This is a genomic window from Aminobacter aminovorans, from assembly GCF_900445235.1.
GTDB lineage: Bacteria > Pseudomonadota > Alphaproteobacteria > Rhizobiales > Rhizobiaceae > Aminobacter > Aminobacter aminovorans.
This window is the reverse complement of sequence record NZ_UFSM01000001.1, coordinates 1,627,501-1,649,338: the sequence shown is the minus strand read 5'-3', so window position 1 is coordinate 1,649,338 and position 21,838 is coordinate 1,627,501. Positions and strand designations below refer to the sequence as shown.

15 protein-coding genes, 1 tRNA gene and 2 rRNA genes (1 of these 18 cut by a window edge) are annotated in these 21,838 nt (G+C 62.7%); 8 read left to right on the top strand and 10 right to left on the bottom strand.

The annotated features are described in order from the left end of the window. Positions 1 to 59: 59 nt before the first annotated feature. Entirely contained in the window at positions 60 to 1,598 is a 1,539-nt protein-coding gene (locus DY201_RS08150) for an ABC transporter permease (protein ID WP_115730756.1), read from the top strand. Further along, positions 1,595 to 2,689, top strand: a complete 1,095-nt coding sequence (locus tag DY201_RS08145) for an ABC transporter ATP-binding protein (RefSeq protein WP_115730755.1) — start codon at positions 1,595 to 1,597, stop codon at positions 2,687 to 2,689. The genes DY201_RS08150 and DY201_RS08145 overlap by 4 nt, the downstream gene beginning before the upstream one ends. Positions 2,690 to 2,774: 85 nt before the next feature. On the opposite strand, the gene DY201_RS08140 is transcribed toward DY201_RS08145, so the two are convergent. Beyond that, entirely contained in the window at positions 2,775 to 5,141 is a 2,367-nt protein-coding gene (locus DY201_RS08140; RefSeq protein ID WP_115730754.1) for a trimethylamine N-oxide demethylase, read from the bottom strand. A 108-nt stretch (positions 5,142 to 5,249) separates the two neighbouring features. Further along, on the bottom strand, positions 5,250 to 6,326 hold the full coding sequence (gene torT / locus DY201_RS08135) for a TMAO reductase system periplasmic protein TorT (RefSeq protein ID WP_115730753.1): 1,077 nt from the start codon (positions 6,324 to 6,326) through the stop codon (positions 5,250 to 5,252). 155 nt (positions 6,327 to 6,481) lie between these two features. Between torT and torS the strand changes: the two genes are divergently transcribed. Further along, complete coding sequence (torS, locus tag DY201_RS08130; protein WP_115730752.1) at positions 6,482 to 9,406, top strand: TMAO reductase system sensor histidine kinase/response regulator TorS; 2,925 nt, start codon at positions 6,482 to 6,484, stop codon at positions 9,404 to 9,406. 6 nt (positions 9,407 to 9,412) lie between these two features. Here the strand turns inward: torS and torR are convergent, their stop codons facing one another. The 4 genes from torR to DY201_RS08110 all read right to left on the bottom strand — a co-directional run bounded on the left by torR (position 9,413) and on the right by DY201_RS08110 (position 13,716). Continuing rightward, complete coding sequence (gene torR, locus DY201_RS08125) at positions 9,413 to 10,147, bottom strand: two-component system response regulator TorR (protein WP_115730751.1); 735 nt, start codon at positions 10,145 to 10,147, stop codon at positions 9,413 to 9,415. A 130-nt stretch (positions 10,148 to 10,277) separates the two neighbouring features. Next, the gene (locus DY201_RS08120) at positions 10,278 to 11,345 is read right to left on the bottom strand and encodes a hypothetical protein (protein WP_115730750.1); all 1,068 of its coding nucleotides are present in this window, start codon (positions 11,343 to 11,345) and stop codon (positions 10,278 to 10,280) included. Positions 11,346 to 11,491: 146 nt separating this feature from the next. Beyond that, on the bottom strand, positions 11,492 to 12,994 hold the full coding sequence (locus DY201_RS08115) for a histidine kinase dimerization/phospho-acceptor domain-containing protein (protein ID WP_115730749.1): 1,503 nt from the start codon (positions 12,992 to 12,994) through the stop codon (positions 11,492 to 11,494). 29 nt (positions 12,995 to 13,023) lie between these two features. After that, a complete protein-coding gene (locus DY201_RS08110) occupies positions 13,024 to 13,716 on the bottom strand; it encodes a response regulator transcription factor (RefSeq protein WP_115730748.1) in 693 nt (230 codons plus the stop codon). Positions 13,717 to 14,101: 385 nt separating this feature from the next. Here DY201_RS08110 and DY201_RS08105 point away from each other — a divergent pair, with 385 nt between their 5' ends. The 3 genes from DY201_RS08105 (at position 14,102) to DY201_RS08095 (ending at position 18,181) form a co-directional block, all read left to right on the top strand. Further along, positions 14,102 to 15,055, top strand: coding sequence for an ABC transporter substrate-binding protein (locus tag DY201_RS08105; RefSeq protein ID WP_245431928.1), 954 nt, complete (start codon positions 14,102 to 14,104; stop codon positions 15,053 to 15,055). A gap of 109 nt (positions 15,056 to 15,164) precedes the next feature. Then, positions 15,165 to 16,193 carry a quaternary amine ABC transporter ATP-binding protein gene (locus tag DY201_RS08100; RefSeq protein ID WP_115730746.1) on the top strand — a complete coding sequence of 343 codons (1,029 nt, stop codon included), beginning with the start codon at positions 15,165 to 15,167 and terminating at the stop codon, positions 16,191 to 16,193. Next, entirely contained in the window at positions 16,190 to 18,181 is a 1,992-nt protein-coding gene (locus tag DY201_RS08095) for an ABC transporter permease (protein ID WP_207904380.1), read from the top strand. The genes DY201_RS08100 and DY201_RS08095 overlap by 4 nt, the downstream gene beginning before the upstream one ends. Before the next feature lie 148 nt (positions 18,182 to 18,329). Here DY201_RS08095 and DY201_RS08090 read toward each other — a convergent pair whose 3' ends face one another. Then, positions 18,330 to 18,992 (bottom strand): outer membrane protein, encoded by a 663-nt coding sequence (locus tag DY201_RS08090; protein ID WP_115730745.1) that lies wholly within the window; start codon positions 18,990 to 18,992, stop codon positions 18,330 to 18,332. Positions 18,993 to 19,124: 132 nt separating this feature from the next. Between DY201_RS08090 and DY201_RS29820 the strand changes: the two genes are divergently transcribed. Both DY201_RS29820 and DY201_RS28690 read left to right on the top strand, forming a co-directional pair. Beyond that, on the top strand, positions 19,125 to 19,343 hold the full coding sequence (locus tag DY201_RS29820) for a hypothetical protein (RefSeq protein ID WP_207904381.1): 219 nt from the start codon (positions 19,125 to 19,127) through the stop codon (positions 19,341 to 19,343). 89 nt (positions 19,344 to 19,432) lie between these two features. Beyond that, positions 19,433 to 19,753 (top strand): hypothetical protein, encoded by a 321-nt coding sequence (locus tag DY201_RS28690; RefSeq protein WP_147297334.1) that lies wholly within the window; start codon positions 19,433 to 19,435, stop codon positions 19,751 to 19,753. Here the strand turns inward: DY201_RS28690 and DY201_RS08080 are convergent. The 3 genes from DY201_RS08080 to DY201_RS08070 form a co-directional block, all read right to left on the bottom strand. Beyond that, positions 19,732 to 19,808, bottom strand: a tRNA-Met gene (locus DY201_RS08080). The genes DY201_RS28690 and DY201_RS08080 overlap by 22 nt on opposite strands. A gap of 197 nt (positions 19,809 to 20,005) precedes the next feature. Beyond that, positions 20,006 to 20,120: ribosomal RNA gene (gene rrf, locus DY201_RS08075) — 5S ribosomal RNA — on the bottom strand. 184 nt (positions 20,121 to 20,304) lie between these two features. Further along, a 23S ribosomal RNA gene (locus tag DY201_RS08070) occupies positions 20,305 to 21,838 on the bottom strand; it runs 1,279 nt beyond the window's last position.

Here is a 21,838-nt window from a genome sequence, read left to right as displayed (position 1 = left end):
AGCATGGAGTGACGCCTTCGTCGGCTGAATATCATCCTTCGCGGCCATTGCCTCAGACCATGGCCGCAGCCTGGTCTCGCCTTTTGCCGACGTCATGGATCGCGGTGGCGGCGGTTTTGGTATCGCTGTTTGCCCTTTTGCCGCTCGGTTTCATCATCTGGGTCGCGATCCAGACCGGTTGGACAACCGCCTCAGCCCTGGTGTTCCGGCCGCGTGTCGGCGAACTCCTGGTCAATACGCTGTCACTCGTCATTCTCGTCGTGCCGATCACCGTGCTTCTGTCGGTAGCGCTGGCCTGGCTGACCGAACGCAGCGACATGCCCGGCGCCCGTTTCTGGTCGGGGCTGTCGGTGGCGCCGCTCGCCGTTCCTGCCTTCGTCCATTCCTATGCCTGGATCACGCTGTTTCCATCCATGCATGGGCTGTTCGCTGGCGTGCTTATTTCGGTCATCGCCTATTTTCCCTTCATCTATCTGCCGGTGGCAGCGACGCTGCGCCGGCTCGATCCGGCGCTGGAAGACGCTGCCGCCTCGCTCGGCGACACGCCCTGGCGCGTGTTCCTTCGGGTCGTCCTGCCCCAGCTCAAGCTCGCCGTGCTGGGCGGCTCGCTGCTCGTCGGCCTGCACCTGCTCGCCGAATATGGCCTCTATGTCTTCATCCGTTTCGACACCTTCACCACCGCCATCGTCGACCAGTTCCAGTCGACCTTCAACGGACCTGCGGCCAACATGCTGGCCAGCGTGCTGGTCGTCTGCTGCCTAATACTGCTGGCGCTCGAAGCCATGCTGCGCGGCGGCGAGCGCTACGCTCGCGTCGGATCGGGTGCCGCGCGCACGGCTGTGCGCGCCAGCCTCGGCCGTGCCACCTTGCCTTGCCTCGCCTTGCCTCTCATCACCGCACTGCTTGCGCTCGGCGTGCCGTTCCTGACCGTCGGCCGCTGGCTCGTCGCTGGTGGGGCCGGCGTCTGGAACTTCGAGGTCATCGGCCTGGCGCTGTGGCAGACGCTTGTGCTCGCACTTGGCGGCGCGCTGCTCACCGTTGCCATCGCCATCCCGATGGCCTGGCTGTCGATCCGTCGCCCCGGCCCGCTGCCGCGCCTGCTAGAGGGCTGCAACTATATCGTAGGCTCATTGCCCGGCGTGGTCATCGCGCTCGCGCTCGTCACGGTCACGGTACGTGTCGCCATGCCGCTCTACCAGACCATCGTCACCATTCTCGCCGCCTATGCCCTGATGTTCTTGCCGCGGGCGCTGGTTTCACTGCGCGCCAGCATCGCCCAGGCCCCGGTCGAGCTCGAACAGGCAGCCGGCAGCCTCGGCCGCAGCCCCTTGCGCGCGCTGTGGTCGACGACCGTGCGCCTGTCCGCACCCGGTGCTGCCGCAGGTGTCGCCTTGGTCGGGCTTGGCATCACCAACGAGCTTACCGCCACCCAGATGCTGGCGCCCAACGGCACGCGCACGCTGGCCATGGCGTTCTGGGCGATGAGCAACGAACTCGATTATGCCGCAGCCGCGCCCTATGCGCTGATCATGGTGGTGATGTCGCTGCCTTTGACCTGGCTGCTCCATGTACAGTCGCGACGGATGGCCGGCCGATGAGCTTTCTTGAACTGCATGGCCTGCGCAAAGCCTATGGCAATGTCACAGCGGTCGACGGCATCGAGCTTTCGATGGCAGCGGCAAGCCGCACCGCCATCGTCGGCCCCTCCGGCTGCGGCAAGACCACCTTGCTGCGCCTGATAGCCGGTTTCGAAGCTCCGGATGCCGGCCGCATCGTGCTCGACGGTTCAGAACTTGCTGGCAATGGCGAAGCGGTGCCGGCGCATCGCCGCGGCATCGGCGTGGTTGCGCAGGACGGCGCGCTGTTTCCCCATCTCAGCATCGCCGACAATATCGGCTTCGGCATGAAACGCGACGAGGATGCGCGCGACGAACGCATCGCCGAGCTCGCTTATGTCGTCGGCCTCGACAGGGGCATCCTCAAGCGCCGCCCGCACCAGCTCTCCGGCGGCCAGCAGCAACGCGTGGCACTCGCCCGCGCCATGGCGCGCAAGCCGCGCCTGATGCTGCTCGACGAACCGTTTTCTGCTCTCGACACCGGGCTGCGCGCTTCGATGCGCAAGGCTGTCGCCGAATTGCTCGAACAGGCCGGCATCGCCACGATCCTTGTTACCCACGACCAGGCCGAGGCCCTGTCTTTCGCCGACCAGGTCGCTGTCATGCGCGACGGCGCCTTCTCGCAGGTCGGCGCGCCCCGCGACCTCTATCAGCGCCCGAAGGACCGGATGATCGCCGAGTTCCTCGGTGACAGCATCATTCTGCCGGCGCGTATCTCAGGCGGCATCGCCGAATGCGCCATCGGCCACATCGGCGCGGACAGCACGAGCCGGCGCGACGTCGCCCGCATCATGCTGCGCCCGGAGCAGGTCTTCCTCGAGCCGGCATCGCGGGCAGACGTCGCCGATCCGCCACCCAACGTGGTCTTCGGCGAGATCATCGAGGCAGAGTTCGCCGGCTCGGTAAGCACTGTCGCGCTGCGCGTACTCAACAGTCTCGACCCGCCCGACGCCGCCGTCATCGGCAACCACCCGCTCGTCCTGCGCCGGTCCTTCGTCGACGCGCCAACAGTGGGCGCGATCGTGCGGATCAGCGTCCTCGGCAAGGCCCACGTCTTCGATGGCGCCGCCTGATCAGGCTAATCCTGCCTCTACCAACAGAAAGCCCCGCTGTTGCGGGGCTTTTGCATTGTCGGGGTGATGTTGTTGTGCCGGTTGCCTATGACCTCGGGCGTTCCTTCTTGGGGTCGTAGTGGGCGAAAGGCACGATCCTGGCCGGCAGGCGCTTTTGCTGGCCGTCGAGCTTGCCGACCTCGACCTCGGTGCCGACATTGGCATGGTGTGCCTCGACGCGGGCGAGTGCGATGTTCTTGCCGAGGATGGGCGAGCGCATCGACGAGGTGACGATGCCGATCTGGGCGCGGCCGATATGGACGCAGTCGCCATGGCCGACAGTGACATTGCTATCGATGTCGAGGCCGACAAGCTGGTGGATCGGATTGTCCTTGCGCCGGATCAGCGCCTCGCGGCCGATGAAGTCGTCGGTCTTGGTCTTGAGCGGCACGGTGAAGCCGATGCCGGCCTCGAACGGGTCGGTCTGGTCGGAGAACTCGTAATTGGCAAAGATCAGGCCGGCCTCGATGCGGACCATGTCGAGGGCAGCAAAACCCATCGGCTTCAGCCCATGCGGCTGGCCGGCTGCCCACACCGCATCGAAGACGGTCTCGGCATCGCGCGGATGACACCAGACCTCGTAGCCGAGCTCGCCGGTGTAGCCGGTGCGCGACACCACGATCGGCACGCCGGTCGCATCGCCGATGCGGCCGATGGTGAAGCGGAACCATTCGAGTTCGCTGAGTGCCGGCTGGTGCGGCGGCGTCCAGACGATCTCCTTCAGGATGTCGCGGCTGTTCGGGCCCTGGACGGCGATGTTGTGCATCTGGTCGGTCGAGGAGCGGACAAGCACCTTGAGGCCGAGCTTCTCCGCCTGCTCGCGCAGCCAGACACCGGAATAGTCGTCACCGCAGATCCAGCGGAAATTGTCCTTGCCGAGCCTGAGCAGCGTGCCGTCGTCGACCATGCCGCCATGCTCGTAGCACATGGCGGTATAGACGACCTGGCCGATGCCGAGCTTCTTGACGTCGCGGGTCAGCGTGTACTGCATCAGCGCTTCGGCATCGGGGCCCGTCACCTCGAACTTGCGCAGGGCGGAGAGGTCCATCACCACCGCCTTCTGGCGGCAGGCCCAGTATTCCTCGATGGCGCCCTCTTTGGCGAATTCCTGCGGCAGCCAGAAGCCCTTGTATTCGATGAAGTTGCGGGTGTGCTTGGCAAAGCTTGCGTGGAAGCCGGTCTCGCGGGTCATCTTGGGTTCTGCCTCCGGGGTCGTGCGTCGGGCGATCGCGCGCTGGAACTTGTTGTTGCCGGAGTAGGTCCGGACGTGGATGTCGGTGAGGTTCCAGCCATTGGCCGGCGTGGTGTCGTCGGGACAGGCAGAGGAGACGCAGACGATGTCGGTCAGCGCTCTCAGCAGCACATAGTCGCCCGGCCGCGACCAGGGCTCGTCGGAGAACATCACGCCATGCGCATCGATGCCGGTGTTGAAGAAGAAGTTGACCGCCATCCAGCCGGCGCGGGCATTCACCCCATGCGGTACAAGCGCACCGTTGAAGTTCTCCGAGCAGTTGATGTGGCCGGGATAACCGATGTCGTCGTAATATTTGGCGTAGCAGGCGAGCGCAAAGGCGTCATGGCGGCCGCAGGTGTCCTGCACCACCTCGACGAGCGGTTCGAAATCCTGGTCGAAATATTTGGCATGCAGGCCTGGCATCGGATAGGCATGGCCCATCAGCGAACGGGTGGCGGTGACGTCAAGCGCGAGGTCGCGGCCCTTGTCGAGCTTGCGGGCGGAGAAGCACTGGAAGTCGGTGCACTGGCGGCCATCGACGTCGATGATCTGGATGTAGTCACCGGCCTTGACGAAGTAGCTCTCCGCCGTCTTCGACTTGACCCGGAGATCGAGCACCGGATCGGCGAGCGGATCGGGCAGGTCGAAACCGCCAGGAGCCGTGCGCAGCTTGGCCCGCTTGACCATCACCACAAGAGGCGTCGAGGTGTCCTGGCTGTCGACCGCCATCGGCGCACCGGGTGCGGCAACGACCAGCGAGCCGGCGCGGGCAGCGACAAAACTCTCCTCGGTACCGGCCGGCGTCGACCCGTCGAAGAAGCGCACCGCTTCGACCCGGCCAAGCTCGAGCTTGCGGCGGGCGAGGCCCAAACGGAACTTCTGCAAACTGTCATCGCCATCGACGAGCAGCGCCTTCAGCCCCGACGCATCGCTGTTCGAGCGTGTGCCGAGAATACCCGGATCGGCGCGGCCGGCAGCATCGAAGGCCACAAGCTCGCACGCCTGTCCGCCTTCGAGATTGCGCACCGTCACATGATCGCCGGCCTCGATGTCGATCAACACCGCACCCGAGCCCGGCACGTGGTAGCGCTCCATGCCGGGCACCAACAGACCAGGCTGCAGGATCAGGCTCGGACGCGGCGGGCCAGCCACCACCTCAGGATAAACCGTCGCGACCATCACCGCCCTCCTCACAGCACAGCCATCGCTCAGCTTAGCAGCCGGCTGTAAACCAGTCCGCCGAGCCAAGTGAAAATCACCGCGCAGGATGTGAAAAGTTGTTACCGGCTACTGCACCTCGAAGGTCGGCTTGAACCAAGCCGGGGCGAGCGAGCGCTCGAGGTCGAGCGACTGAACATTGTTCCTGTCGATCACCTCGACCGGCGGCCCGACATGGCGGTAGCGCAGCGTACCCTCGATCGCGCGGATCGCCTGATCAATGGCGATGCGCCCCTGCAGCGGCGGCGAGTCGGTCGGCGCCGCCACCACCTTGCCCCGGTTGATCTCCCGGAACGTGCCGTGGGTGAAATAGTCGGCCAGCACCTGGACGTGGTTGGCGCGGCCCTGGGCCCTGAGGATGCTGACCGCGGCATCGGCCGTCGGCGCGCTGCCGACGATGTAGTCGATGTCGGGCTGGGCCTCGAGCATCTCCTCGATCAAGAGCAACTGGATCTCGACGCCGGTGTCGCCCCATTTGACCGCCGCGATCTCGGCCGAGCTCTGCCTCAGCGCGCGCTGGAAGCCGGCCTCGACGAACTTCACCCAGCCGGCACCCTTCGGCCCGGGAAACCAGGCGACGCTGACCGGCATGGTGCCGGCCGGATGCAGCCGCGCCAGATAGGCGCCGATGGAATGGCCCATCTCTTCCCACGAAACCCCCGATTTCGCCGCAATGCCGGCGTCGTCGATGTCGTTGACCGCGGCGATGACAGGGATGCGCCTGGCGATGTCCCTGATCGTCGGCGTCAGGCCCTCATAGGACACGGTGCCGACGATGAGCGCGTCGGCAGTAGCGCTGCAGGTACGGATCTGCTCGATCTGGCGGTCGAGATTGGGATAGCCGCCGGCCTCGACGACCGTCAGCTTGACGCCCGCCGAACGCGCCTGCTCGACCATGCCGTAATTGACGCTGACCCAGTAGGAATCCTTGAGATGCGGATAAGACGCGCAGATGCGCCACGGCTTCGCCGCCCTGGCGACGGGCTGGTAGTCGATCGTCGCCGGCTGCCTGGAATAGTCGAATGGCGGTTCCCAAGCGTTCAGCTTCCACGTTGTTTCCGCCGCATCGGCGGGTTGGATAATGCCGCATGCGATGAAGGCTGCAGCGATCAGGGTCAGGCATTTGCTTGGGGCGGGGGCACGCATCGTCTTACGCTAGTGCATGACCCCGAAAATCGAAATCGATTTTCAGACAGGATCACGTCCACCTCAGCACGCGACAGCGTGCCTTGCGCGTCCAATCGGAACCTCGGCGCTACAGACAGCTTACGCTGGCAATGCAAACCATGATTATATGAGCCATGCTTCATAGGTTCGGCATCGGCGGGAGGCTGTTCCTCGCCTTCCTGTGCATCACTGCACTGTCTCTGACATCCGGCATCGTCAGCTGGCTGATCCTGCGCAACATTGCCGATGCCCAGGCGGTGGTAAACGCCCAGGCGCTGCCCGCGGTGGCCGCGACCCAGCGCACCGCCGAGCTCAGCGCCAAGCTGATCGCCACAGCCCCCGCGCTGGCTGCTGTCACCTCGCGCGACGGACTGCTTGCCGAACAGGCCAAGCTCGCCACGCTTTCGCAGGAGATCGTCAAGTCGCTGGCCGAAGTCCGACGCCTGTCGATCGACCCCGAACTGGTCGAGGCCTTCGCCGGCTCGGTCGAAAAGATGCTGGCCAATCTCAAGCAGAACAACGAGCTGGTGCGCCAGCGCCTCGACGAGGACAAGGCCTATCGCGACGGCGCCGAGGCGGCGACTTCGGCGGCGCAGTCGGTGCTGCTTTTATCGGAAACGCTGATCTCCAACGCCTCGGCCGGCGCATCGGCTGTCACGGCGAGCCTCTACGGCCTGATCGGCGAAGCGGGGCGCCGCGAGGACGCCTATATCGCCCTCGACAGGCTGATCGAGCACGACATCTACCTGATGGAGCGCATGTATGAGTTGCGCCACCGCAGCGCTCAGATCAGCCTGCTGATCAACCGGCTCGGCCGCGCCGAAACCCGCGCCGAGATCAACGAGATCAGCGGCATCTTCCAGGATCACGTCAAGGTCATCCGGCGGCGCATCCTCAGCATCGATGACCCCGTCCGGCGCAAGCAGGGCATGGAATTCTTCAGCGCCATCGAGGCCGCGGCAGGCGACGTGCCGGTGTCAGGCTCGATCTTTGGCCGCCGCCAGCGCGTCATCGACCTCGCCGGAAGCCTGGACGCGATGGCCGAAGCCAACCGCGATCTCGCCGTGACACAGAACCAGATCGCCCGGAACATCCTCGACCGTTCCGACGAGTTCGCCCGCACCACCGCCGAACGTGCCGACAATGCGGTGCGCATCGGCGTCATCGTGCTTGTCGTCACCCTGCTCGGTGCCATCCTCGCTTCGGGCGCCATCGTCTGGTTCTATGTCGAGCGCAATCTCGTCCGTCGCCTGAGCGGCCTGTCGCGCGCCATGCAGCGCCTGACAGCGGGCGATCTCGACGTCACCGTCGCCGACAGCGGCGACGACGAGCTGCGCACCATGGCGGTCGCCGTCAATCAGTTCCGCGACGAGTCACGCCGCCGGCTCGAGCTGGAGCAGGAACGCGCGCGCATCACCGACGAGCTCCGGCGCCACCGCGAGGAGTTGCAGCAGCTGGTCGAAGAGCAGACCGAGCAGATCAGGCTGGTCAACACGCGTCTGCGCCAGGAAGCGATCGACCATGACGAGGCACGCGCCCGCGCCGAGCAGGCAAGCAGCGCCAAGTCGGCCTTCCTGGCCACCATGAGCCACGAGATCCGCACGCCGATGACCGGCATGCTGGGCATGATGCGCCTGCTCGCCGACAGCAAGCTGGGGCCGAAACAGCGCGAGCATCTAATGGTCGCGGCCAGCTCCGGCGAGGCCCTGCTCGGCATCCTCAATGCCATCCTCGACTATTCCAAGGTCGAGTCTGGCAACGTCGCTATCGACAAGGTCGATTTCGACCTTGGCAAGCTGGTCAGCGGCGTTGCCGCCTTCATGCGCCCGATGGCCGCAGAAAAGGGGCTCGACCTCAGGCTGGCGCTCGACAGCAAGCTTGCGCCCGCCTTCAGCGGTGACGCCGGCAAGATCCGACAGATTCTGTTCAACCTGGTCAGCAATGCCATCAAATTCACCGAGCACGGACATGTCACTGTTGACGTCAAGGTCGTCGCTAACCGCAAGGACATGCAGAAGTTGCATCTCTCCGTCGCGGACACCGGCATCGGCATCGCGCCCGAGCGGCAGCAGGACGTCTTCCAGCCCTTCACCCAGATGGACGCCTCGATCACCCGTCGCTTCGGCGGCACCGGGCTTGGCCTTGCCATCAGCCGCGAGTTCGCAGGCCTGATCGACGCCGAACTGCGCGTCGCGTCAGAGGCAGGAAAGGGCAGCACTTTCACCCTCGATATGCCGCTGCGCAAGGCCAAGGCCACCGAGCTTTCGACAGAAAAGCGGCGGCGCGGACGTACGATCAAGCCTGCAGCCTGCAACATCCTGGTGGTCGAGGATGACGATGCCACGCGACTGGTCTCGACGACCGTGCTGGCCAATGCCGGTCACCGGGTCAAGGCGGTCAGTTCCGGCTATCTCGCGCTTGAGGCAGTCGGCGAATTCAAGCCCGACCTCGTCGTCATGGACGTCAGCCTTCCCGGCATCGACGGCATCGAGACGATGAAACGCATACGCGACAAGCTCTCGGCTCCCGACCTGCCCGTAGTGGCGATGTCGGCGCATGTGTTCAAGACCGATGTCGCACGTTATCTCGATGCCGGCGTCGATGCCTTCGTTGCCAAGCCGATCGTCCACGAGCAATTGCTCGATGCCGTCGCTTCGCTTGGCAAGCAGTCCGTGCCTCCCAAGGCTCAAAGCGCCGCGGCGCTCGATGTTGCCGCCTTCAAGGCCGATGTCGCTGCGTTGGGTTCCGAGACGGTGCGGCGGCTGCATCGCATTGCCCATGACAGCCTGCCCAGGCGCTTCCAGGCGATGCGCGATGCCGTCAAGGCAGATGATCGCGAAGCGTTGCGCGACCTTGCCCACGCCACCCGCAGCACAGCCGGCTCGCTCGGTTTTCCGCGCCTGATGCAGGCAGCGGAGGCGCTTGAGTCGGCTGCGGCGCATGGGGCTGCAAGCGAGCTCAGGCAGATCGTCGGCGCCTGCGAGACTGCCTTCGCCGACGGTTCGCGACAGTGGGAAAAGCTGCTCGAGGGCAGCGCCGATCCTGTCCAGCCGGCCTAGGGCAATCTAGGACGTCGCCGCCACGCGGCCCGGCTGGACGGCGTCAGGCGCAAAGAAATACCCCTCGCCATGGGCGGTGACGATGATACGCGGCGTGCGCGGATTGTCGTTCAGCTTCTGCCTGAGGCGCCTGACCAGCACGTCGACGGTACGGTCGCTGGCATCCCATTCGCGCCTCGAAATCTCATGCAGCAGCCGTTCCCGCGACAGCACCTGGCCAGGATTGGCAGTCAGTACTGAAAGCAACTTGAACTCGGCCCCGGTCAGTTCGACGAAGGTGCCGTCGGCGGCCTGCAGCGTGCGCCGCGCCACCTCCAGGGTCCAACCGTGGAATTGCCGCGTGCCCGATGCTGCCGGCGGCAGCCGGCCCTTGCCGACTCGACGGAGAAGGCCCTTGACCCGGGCCAGCAGCTCGCGGTGCTCGACCGGCTTGGTGACATAGTCGTCGGCCCCGATCTCCAGCCCGACAATGCGGTCGACGGTGTCGGTCCGGCCAGTGACCAGGATGATGCCGACGTCTGACCGTTCGCGCTGCTCGCGCGTCAACCTGAGGCCGTCCTCTCCCGGCAGATTGATGTCGATCATCAAGAGATCGGCCGGATGCCTGGAAATGATGGCACGCATCTGTTCGCCGTCGCCGGCCTCGCTGACCTTGTAGCCTTCGGCCAGGAAATAGCCGGCCAGCTTGGCCCGCGTGACCGGGTCGTCCTCGACGATCACGATGTGATGTTGAACCCGCATGCCATCTTGTCCTCCCGACTTTGTTGACATCATTTCACAAGTCGGCCCGCACCGGCAACGACGGAAGGAAGCGGCGGCACACTTGTCATGGCGTCGCCGCCCCCCACTTCATGGCCTGGGATCTGTCACTTCAGCCTTTCCTGGCCGGGAAGCAGGGCAGCACGTCCTCCTCGAAATACGGCTCCTGGTTGACCCAGAACATGTAACGGACCTTCAGGAAATCCTGCGCAAAGGCATGAAGGCTTGGCACGAGGTTCGAGCGCTTTGCCACGACATTCGTCGAGCCTGTCTCGCCGACATAGTTGCCGTCCTGCACGGCAATGCCGAGCGGCACGGTGAACTTGCCTTCATGCATCATCGTCAGGGCGTGATTGAGCTGACCCTTTTTCATGTACATGAGATCGGGAGCCCCCATGCCGACGCCGATCTTGTCGCCAAACTCATAGATCCCGCGCAGATATCCCTTGTCCTCCCAGGGTAGCCACTCGCCGGGCATGAAGTTCGCGTAGAGCATGGTCGTCGAGGTCGGAAATGCGATTTTCATCGCCTGCATGTTGGTCTTTAGCGCCGCCACATATTTGTCCGGGGTAAAGGACGAATCCGTTTCCGGCGAAACGCCAATTGCCGTTTCCTGCAGATTGATGCCTTCGATCACACCGTCGAACTGCTTGCCGAGTGCTGCAAGCAGTGCCGCAAAACGCGCCTGAACCTTGGCGTTCCAGCGCTTGGCAACCCAACCTTCGATGGCTCCGTCGTCAGTATGTTGCGCGGTGATGCCGCCATCATAGTCGCCCTTCAACAGATAGTCGGGCACCGGCTTGTACTCGGGGGAGAAGGACGCTTCCTGCAACTGAATGAAGAGCCGCTTGCCATGTTTGGCGAGATAGTCGACATCAGACTGGATCAGCGAGAAATCGTAGTGTCCTTCAGTCGGCTCAAGCTGGCGCCACGCATACATGATCTGCGCGCCGACGAAGCGGTCGTTGGTCAAGAAGGCATGGTCGCGGATCGCATCGCGATCCCGGCTGAAATAGACGAAATGTTCGATCTTGTCCGCGGCCAGTGGACATGTGGCACCCGTGTATTGCTTGTAGGCGTTCTCGTATCGATTGGCGGGATTGTCCCACGCCATGGAGGATGTGGCGGCAATCGCAGCACCAAGCGTTACGACAGCGCCAAGAAGACGTTTCAACTTCATAGGTCTACCCTTGAGTGGATCGGGGCCAGCCGGCCCGTTGCCCTCAATTGTCTAGTTTTCGGACGGCGTGCTTTCGACCTCGAAGTCGTGCAGCTCGCGTGCAGATTCTGTGCAGGCCCGCCCGAACGCAAAGCTCTCCGACGGAGCTAGTCGAACACGATCTCGAAAACGGCGCCGCCCGGAGCGGCAACCGGCGTCAGCCGCGCGCCATAAAGGTCCAGGATGGCCACCACGATGGCCAGGCCGAGGCCCGTCCCCCCATCTTCCCGGCGCGTGGTGAAGAACGGTTCGGGCAACCGGCCAAGATCGATATCGGCAAATCCCTCGCCATTGTCTGAAAGCCGGAGAGTGCGTCCATCCCAATCGAGGTCGAGCCTGGTCGCCCGATGGTGGCGTGCATTCTGCGCCATGTGCGCCAGTACCGTTTGTCCATGCGCAACCGACAGGGGCAGGACCACATCGGGGGGAGCCAGGCTGATGTCGAGGCCGGCAATCTCGGGCAGCATGTCCCTCGCTTGGCCAGGTTCGCCGCGCATACCCTCGCGCGACCTTGTCATGTCGCGGAGTTGGTGGAGCAGCAGATCCATCCGCTCCCCCTGGGTCTTGATGGTGCCTATAAGCCTTTGCTGCGCATCATCGGACAGGTGGCCGTCCTCAAGAAGCTCGGCTGCACCCATGATCGAGGTAACCGGAGATTTGAGCTCATGGGTAACGTGGTTGGTGTAGATGCTGATTTCCTTGCTCCGCCGCGACAGCGCACCAGCCATGGTGATGACGGCCTCTCCCAATTCGGCAATCTCCCGCATACCGTAGTGGTTGAGCGGAGCAAGCTCGGAATGGCCGCCACTCGCGACCATTCTCGACTGGTCGCGCAGGGCGCGTATCGGCCGGAGCATCGTCCGCACCAACAGTGTGCCCACGACAGCGGCGCTCAGCAGCGTCACGACGACTAGGACGATGACGGCGATGCGCTCCCCGGCGAAATACTCCGTCAACCCAGGAGCAGTCCTGGACAAGTAGACCGCGCCGATAACCCGGTTCTGGCTGATGACAGGATAGGCAATCAGCACCCGGAAACCTGTTCCTCCGCCCAACGCTGCCAACCGAAACCGCGTGCCCGCGTCACTCCGCCAGCGCAGTGCAGCTCCGACATCGCCTTGCAGCGCCTGCCGAACCTCCGGCACCGCGGCAAAACTCGCCGGCTGGCGGGCGAGCATGTCTATCCCTTGATGGTCCAGGAAAACGACAGTCGAAAGCGTCGTACGGCTGGCATTGTCTGCCAGGGCGCTCAGCCCCGGCGCAATCCTTAGATATCGCGGGTCGAGTCGCTCCGCGGTGGGCACGGGGTCGGGGCGGACAGGCTCGACAACATCCTGGCGAAGGTTCAGGAGCGGGCGAAAGGTTCGTGAGGCAGCGCTCCAGAATATGCGCTTGGGCGGTGGCAGATAGTATCCAGGCAAGGCCCCTCCTGCTTCGGGCGACTCGGCCTCAAAGGCAACGACATAGGCACCGGCATAGATCGCCGCTTGCTTGATCAGCGAAGTCTCCGTCTCGTTGACAAGCCGGTTCGTTCCGATCTGCAACGCCAGCGTCGTTGCGATCGGCACCGCAAGCAGGCTTGCACAGACGATCGCCACAACCAGCGGCATGGACGGCCGCCATTTCCGGGCTATCTGGCTCACGCGGCACAAGGCCCAGCGACGCAATTGCCAAGCCGCAGCCCCACCCCTCTCACCGTTTCGATCACGTCGGCGTAACCAAGGGCCGCGGCCTTGGCGCGGATGTTGCGCACGTGACTGTCGACTGTACGTCCTGACAAGGTGTTGTTCCCGCCATAGGCCTTGTCAATCATGGCCCCACGACCGACGACGATTCCAGGTCGAGCCGCGAGGATTTCCAGCACCGAAAATTCTGTCGCTGTCAGCGGCAGATCCTTTCCGGCGAGCGAGCAGGCGTGGCGTCCGCTATCGAGGGTGAGGTCCCCGTGCCTCATGATGCCGCCTGCCTGTTTGCCTCGTGCCAGTATGGCCTTGATCCGCAGCAACAGTTCGCGCGGCGAGAACGGCTTGCTGACATAATCGTCCGCCCCAAGCTCGAACCCTACGATCCGGTCGACTTCGTCGTCATGCGCGGTCAGGAAGACGATCGGAACATGTGAGCTGGCACGGATGGTCTTGCAGCATTCGACCCCATCCATGACCGGCATGCCGATGTCCAGCACCACCAGGTCGGCATGGTGTTGCCGCAACTGCTCCAAGGCCAGGCGCCCGTTGGCCGCCTGATGGACATGCATTCCCGCCTTTTCCAGCGCGATGCCGATCACGTGGCGGATATCCGGGTCGTCATCGACAATAAGAATGCTGGGGTTCATAGCGCGATCACCAAGGGAGATATGCCGGTAGATGGCCGAAACCAGCTTCTTCTATCGAAGCGGGCGGTTGCAAGCCAAGACCTCGTTGCAAGCCAAGACCCGGATTGTCCGGCAACCTCGAACACAAAGGCGCGAAGATGATTACGCTTCCGCGCAAGCCTTGTGGCCTTCGGCCGGAAATTAGCCCGCGAGTTTGGTCGCGCGGGTAGGATTTTCATTAACATCATTTCACAAGTCGGCTCACGACTTTTACACCCCGGCCGACACCGGTTCACTTCTCACCGCTATGTTTGCGGGGATGGCGCGGAAATCCAAGAGGCCCACACAGAGGCCGGCATCCCGCCTTCCATGGGAACAATCGCAACACAACGGAACGGGAGGTTCAATGACCAATTTTACCAGATCTGCAAGCATGGCCACGATCATGGCTTTTGCCGCCGGCACGGCGTTCGCCCAGGATTCGACCGACGTCGTCAAGATCCCGACTCACAACTGGTCGAGCCAGATCGTTGGCGCCCACATCGTCGGCAAGCTGCTCGAGAAGGGCGGTGCCAAGGTCGAATACGTCTCCGCCGACAGCCAAGTCGTCTACACCGCCCTGTGCGAAGGCGACGTCAGCCTCGTGCATGAAGTCTGGGAAGGTGCTTTCGGCGTTGCTTTCCAGAAGGTGGTCAAGGAAGGCTGCGTCGTCGATGCCGCCACCCATGATGCCAAGACCCGCGAAGAATGGTGGTACCCGACCTATGTCGAGGAGGTCTGCCCCGGCCTGCCCGCCTGGGAAGCGCTGAACGCCTGCGCCGACAAGTTCGCCACGGCCGAAACAGCGCCCAAGGGCCGGTTCCTCGGCGGCCCGGTCGACTGGCTCAAGCATGACGCCGAACGTGTCGAAGCTCTCGGAATGAACTTCGAGGTCGTCAACGCAGGATCGTCGGCAGCATTGTGGGCGGAGCTCGAATCCGCCGTCAAGCGCAAGGAGCCGATCGTCCTGTTCAACTGGACACCCAACTTCGTCGAGGCTCTCTATGACGGCAAGTTCGTCGAGTTCCCGGCCTTCGATCCCAAATGTAAGGACGATCCGGCCTGGGGTTCCAATAAGGAACTCAGCTACGACTGCGGAAATCCGAAGGACGGCTATTTGAAGATCGCCGCCTGGAAGGAATTCCCGACCAAGTGGCCCAAGGCCTACGCCATCCTGCAGAAGATCAACTTCTCCAACATGGACATCGCCGTGCAGGCGAAGCTCGCCGACATCGACAATATGGAGCCCGAGGCGGCCGCCGACAAATGGCTGGCCGACAACGAGGCGCGCTGGAAGGCCTGGCTGGGTTCGGCCAGCTAATTCCTCCGCATTCATCCGTCCTGTCATGGCGTCGTGACGCCCGCGCACATGCGGGCGCCACCTCGCTGCGCATACGCAATCGGCCCCCTTGGCGAGAGGCAGACCCGACATGTCCGAAGCAAAAATCGCATGCCGCAACCTTTGGAAGCTCTACGGCTCCGATCCCGCCGGCTTCCTGCGCCGCAACCACAACAACCCCTCGATCGAGACAATACGAGCCGAAGGCTACGTCCCCGCCGTCCGCAACGTCTCCTTCGACGTGATGCCGGGCGAGATCCTCGTCGTCATGGGCCTGTCCGGCTCGGGCAAATCGACCTTGCTGCGCTGCCTGGCGCGCCTGATCGAGCCGACATCTGGCGAGGTCATGTTCGAGGGCCGCGACATTCTCGCCGCCACCGAGCGCGAGCTGATTGAACTCAGGCGCCACAAGATGGGCATGGTGTTTCAGCACTTCGCCCTTTTGCCGCACCGCACCGTGCTCGACAACGTCGCCTTCCCGCTCCAGGTCCGCGGCACTGACCGCCAGAAACGAGAAAGACGCGCTCGCGAAGTCATCGAACTCGTCGGCCTCAAGGGTCGCGAGGCCTACTATCCGCGTGAGCTCTCCGGCGGCCAGCAGCAGCGCGTCGGCATCGCCCGCTCGCTCGCCGTCGGCCCCGATGTGTGGTTCCTCGACGAGCCGTTCTCCGCGCTCGATCCGCTCATCCGTCGTGAGATGCAGGACGAATTCCTGCGCCTGCAGAAGGTGCTCAACAAGACAATCGTCTTCATTACCCACGATTTCGACGAAGCAATCCGCGTTGCCGACCGCATCGCCATCATGAAGGACGGCGTCGTCGAGCAGCTCGGCACCGCCGAGGAACTGGTGACCTGCCCGGCCACCGCTTATGTCGCCGAATTCACCCGCAACGTCTCGCATGATCGCCTGCTGTCGGTTCGCGCCGTCATGGCGCCCGCATCCTCTCGCAAGCCGGACGCCGCTGCGCTCCAGGCACAGGCCCTGCTCGCCAGCGTCGCCCGCCAGGTGCTGACCTCGGAGCGTCCTGTCGACGTCGTCGACGATAGCGGCGCGCTCGTCGGCACGCTGACCCGCGACGGTCTGATCGATGCTCTCTACGGCAAGGAGCAGTGTGCATGAGCGCCGCGATACTGACCCGCCAGGAGGCGATGGAACCGCAGAAACCGCTGGCCGCAATAACCAAGCCGCTGCTTGTCGTTCTGCCTTTCCTGGTCTTGCTGCTTGCTGCCTCGCTTTTGCCCGACTGGGCGGTGCGGGTCCCCAAGGACTGGACCATTCCGTTCGTCGACTGGGCGAACACCGTTTTCGACCACCTGCGCGATGACGCCATCTTCGGGCTGTTCTCGTTCCGCGACTTGACGCGCGCAATCGCCGAGCTGATCACCTGGCCGCTGACCTTCGTCGAGGGCTTGCTGGTCTCAGGCCTCCCCGGGATCGGTGTGGCCGCCATGCCCTGGGTGATGACCGCCGGGCTCGCAGGCGTGCTCGGCTGGTATCTCAAAGACTGGCGCCTTGGCGCGCTGGCCGCAGGCTGCGTCGCCTATATGGCGATCTTCGGCAAATGGGAACTGTCGATGATCACCCTGTCGGTGGTGCTGGTCGCCGCCCCCATCGCGGGTCTCATCGGTTTCGGCATCGGCATTATTGCAGTCAAGAAGCAGTGGTTCGAAGCGCTCATCGTGCCGTTGCTCAACGTGCTGCAGTCGCTGCCGCATTTTTCCTACCTGATCCCGATCGCCGTCTTCATCGGTGTCGGCCATAAGGCCGGCACGATCGCAACCGTCATCTTCGCCATTCCGCCGATGGCTCGCCTCACCATTCTCGGCCTCAAGGGCGTGGCCGAAGAGGTGCGCGAGGCCGGCAAGATGGCAGGCTGCACTCGCTTCCAGACCTTGTGGATGGTCGAGATCCCGTCGGCGCGCCAGCCGCTGCTCGTCGGCGTCAACCAAGTCATCATGCAGTGCCTGGCCATGGTGGTCATCGCCTCCTTTGTCGGTGCCCGCGGCCTTGGCCATGACCTGTTGTTCCGGCTCCAGGCGCTGAAGATAGGCCAGGCGCTGGAAAGCGGCGTGGCGATCGTCCTGATGGCGATCACCCTCGACCAGTTGAGCCGCGCTGCCGCCCACAAGGAGCCCTCGCATGTTGCGCCCGATGCCAGCCTGCTGCAGCGCTTCCCGTTTTTCGCCGCATCGCTAGTGGTCGTCGTCGCCTCGCTTCTCCTTGCCGCGATCACACCCTGGGCCCAAGCCTGGCCTTCGGAGCTTGCGCTCAGCACCGCACCCTTCTGGGATGCGCTCGTCGACTGGGTCACGGTCACGCTCTACGACCCGTTGCAATATCTCCGCAACGCCATGCTGCTCTACGTGCTGATCCCGATCCGCGACCTGTTCCAGTCGATCCCCTGGACGGCGATGGTAGCGCTCGTAGCCGCTGCAGGCTGGTCGCTCGGCGGTTTCAGACTCGCCGCGATCGTCTCCGGCTTCGTGCTGTTCATCGCCTTCGCCGGTTACTGGGAGCGCTCGCTGATCACCGCCTATATGGTGACCGTCGCGGTGCTGCTGTGCATCATGATCGGCCTGCCGATTGGCATCTGGGCCGCGCGCAGCGAGCGCCGCACCGGCATCGTCAAGTTGATGTGTGACACCTTCCAGACCTTCCCGTCCTTTATCTACCTGATCCCCGTGATCATGCTGTTCAAGGTCGGCGACGTCGCTGCGATCTCGGCGATCATCATCTATGCGATGATCCCGATCGTCCGTTACACCATCTTCGGCCTGCGCAACGTGCCCCAGGAGATCGTCGAGGCCGGCATCACGTCGGGCTGCACGCAAAGGCAGCTTCTGTGGAACATCCGTATGCCGCTTGCTTTCCCCGAGATCATGCTCGGTATCAACCAGACGATCATGTTTGCCCTGTTCATGGTCATCATCGCCGCCTTCATCGGCACCAAGGACATCGGCCAGGAGATCTTCCGGGCGCTGACCTTCAACGATGCCGGCAAAGGCCTCGTTCTTGGCCTCTGCGTCGCCTTCATGGGCCTGACCGCCGACCAGCTGATCACGGCATGGGCGACCAAGCGCAAACAAAGGCTGGGTCTGGCAGCCTGACCATCTGGCTCGGGCCCGTCGCACCGCCTGGACGATCGACAGCCGACTGGCCCGTAGCCCATCGCCATGCAGGAGGAACTTGCGTGGCGGCCCGCAGCGCCGGCGGAAGTATGCTTCTCGCCGGCGCAGCCAATCCCGTCAGGACAGATCAGAACTTGTAGTTCAAGCCGACCTTGCCGCTTGAAAGGCTGAGGTCGTAGGTATCCCCATCGAACTCCTGCTCGCCAAGCCCGTAATAGGCGTACTCACCGAAAACCGACCAATTGGCATTGAGTTTCAAAGCGACGCCGGCGCCAGCCGTGTACCCGGTGTATGTGGGGTCGGCGGATCCTCCCGGGTACTTTATTGCAGTATCCGCCACGGCCAGACCGGCCAGGCCGTAGAGCAACACGCTGTCGAAGGCGACACCGCCACGGGCGGTCAGGCTGGCCAGCCAGTTGACCTCCATGGAGATGTTGGGAAATGGCCCGAAGCCGAAGTCGTAGTTACCGCTCAGGCCAGCCCCGGAGACATCGCCCTGCACACCGAGCACAAAGTTACCGAACTGCGCCAGAGCGCCGACCTGGCCGCCGGCGAGCAAGCCGTCAAGCTCGAAGCCTGCCTCAAAACCAGGAACCCATTGTTCCCCTTGCGTCGCGGCGCCATCGGCGAAACCGACATGCAGGCCGGCGTAGATCCCGCTCCAGTCCGTCGCGTCAGCATACGCCGTGCCGGCTGGGGCGGTCTCGGTAGTCACGTTTTCCGCCCGCGCCGTCCCCGCGCTCATCGCAATCAACGCAGTAGTCATCAAAAGGCCAGCATGTATCTTCACAGGCTAATATCCTTCAATATATGTCGCTTCATTTTCAATATATATCGCTTCAGTAGCGTCGCCTGACAGGCGCCGCCGCCATCGCAAAAAGTGTAGACAGTGTGCTGGGCAGTCAGACCTTTTTGTTCCGGCATGTCAACCAAGCAAAGCGACATTTCCCAGTTGATCGAAATCATGGCCGCGCTCTGCAATCCCGTTGACGGCAGTGCGCGGGATCTGAAGCAGGACGTCTCGACCATCCGGCCCTACACGAACGAGGAAGCCTACGAAGTTCGGTCGACGGCGGTCCGCTTCATTCTGACACCTGGCACAAGGCGCGGCGAGATCGAGCTGCGCTGGATGGGGAACTGAGCACGATCCTGAACTGGACCGAGCGACAGGCTGTTGGCCCTGCAACCAAAAACACTCCCGGAGCAAGGCTCACGGGAGTGTCGTTATCAATGGTTTTGGTTCTGCTGTTTTGGTTTTTGTGGCGCGTGGTGGGCTTTGGCTTCTTGCGTAGCGCTTGCGGGCTGCTGCTGTTGCTTCACCTCGACCGTGGTGAGTATCCAGACAGCAAAAAGCCCGCCGTGGTTTTCACCTTGGCGGGCTTTTATTGTTGGTTGCGGGGACAGGATTTGGCTTTTTGTCCCGCGTCGTCGGCTTTGCCTCCTAGCGGGCCCCTGATGCAGGTTCAACTCGCCCGTCACCTGCGTCCAAATACCAAAACAGCCCAGACAAGCTGGGCTGTTTTGGTATTTGGTTGCGGGGACAGGATTTGAACCTGTGACCTTCAGGTTATGAGCCTGACGAGCTACCGGGCTGCTCCACCCCGCGCCACCGGACTTTTGCCTGAGGCAAAAGTCCCTTTTCAACGCTTCGGACTTTTGCTGTAGGCAAAACGTCCTTTTTATCCGGCATTTGCCAAAGGAAAGGGCCGCTTACGCGGCCCGACTACCCGTTGGCGGGCCCTTTGTATCGAGAAGATTTCGACAACGCGTTTGCGATGCGTTGTTTCAACGTGCGTTTGGCAGACCTGGCAGCGACTTACTCTCCCGCGTCTTGAGACGAAGTACCATCAGCGCTGGAGCGTTTCACGGCCGAGTTCGGAATGGGATCGGGTGCAGCCGCTCCGCCATAACCACCAGGTCGGCAAAACGCACGTTTTATCGAGAAGCTTTGTGTCGCGAAGGAGCTTTGAGGGGCCTGGACAGCTGAGCTGTCGTGGTGCCTCTCGTGGCTTTTCGCTGATCTTTGTTGTGCTTTTTCATCCTGCCATTTGGCAGTGTGACGATCTTTTGGGATCGCACTGTGATGAGCATTAGGAATGAGAACGATCAAGCCTATCGAACTATTAGTACCGGTAAGCTTCATGCGTTGCCGCACTTCCACACCCGGCCTATCAACGTGGTCGTCTTCCACGGTTCTCAGGGAATACTCGTTTTAAGGTGGGTTTCCCGCTTAGATGCCTTCAGCGGTTATCCCGTCCGGATATAGCTACCCTGCTATGCGGCTGGCGCCACAACAGGTCCACCAGAGATCCGTCCATCCCGGTCCTCTCGTACTAGGGACAGATCCTTTCAATATTCCTACACCCACGGCAGATAGGGACCGAACTGTCTCACGACGTTCTGAACCCAACTCACGTACCGCTTTAAATGGCGAACAGCCATACCCTTGGGACCTGCTCCAGCCCCAGGATGCGATGAGTCGACATCGAGGTGCCAAACAACCCCGTCGATATGGACTCTTGGGGGTCATCAGCCTGTTATCCCCGGCGTACCTTTTATCCGTTGAGCGATGGCCCTTCCACACGGGACCACCGGATCACTATGACCGACTTTCGTCTCTGCTCGACTTGTCAGTCTCGCAGTCAGGCGGGCTTATGCCATTGCACTCGACGACCGATTTCCGACCGGTCTGAGCCCACCATCGCGCGCCTCCGTTACTCTTTAGGAGGCGACCGCCCCAGTCAAACTACCCACCATACATTGTCCCGGACCCGGATAACGGGCCGCGGTTAGACATCCATAGAGATAAGGGTGGTATTTCAAGGGTGGCTCCACCAAGGCTGGCGCCCTGGCTTCAAAGCCTACCACCTATCCTACACATGCCACTACGAATGCCAATGTAAAGCTATAGTAAAGGTGCACGGGGTCTTTCCGTCTAACCGCAGGAACCCCGCATCTTCACGGGGAATTCAATTTCACTGAGTCTATGCTGGAGACAGCGGGGAAGTCGTTACGCCATTCGTGCAGGTCGGAACTTACCCGACAAGGAATTTCGCTACCTTAGGACCGTTATAGTTACGGCCGCCGTTTACTGGGGCTTCGATTCAAAGCTTGCACCTCTCCTCTTAACCTTCCAGCACCGGGCAGGCGTCAGACCCTATACGTCGTCTTGCGACTTCGCAGAGCCCTGTGTTTTTGATAAACAGTCGCTACCCCCTGGTCTGTGCCACCCTCCACATGCTTGCGCATGAAAGGGTCACGCTTCTTCCGAAGTTACGCGTGCAATTTGCCGAGTTCCTTCAGCATAGTTCTCTCAAGCGCCTTGGTATACTCTACCAGTCCACCAGTGTCGGTTTCGGGTACGGTCTATAATGGAGGAGCTATTTCCTGGAACCACTCCGCTGCAGGGATCAATCCAATAAGACCCCACAACATACGTGATCCGTCACTTCCTCCAGGCCCACGAATATTAACGTGGTTCCCATCGTCTACGCATTTCTGCCTCGACTTAGGGGCCGGCTAACCCTGCTCAGATTAGCTTTAAGCAGGAACCCTTGGACTTTCGGCGGGGGTGTCTCTCACACCCCTTACGTTACTCATGTCAGCATTCGCACTTCTGATACCTCCACCGCCCCT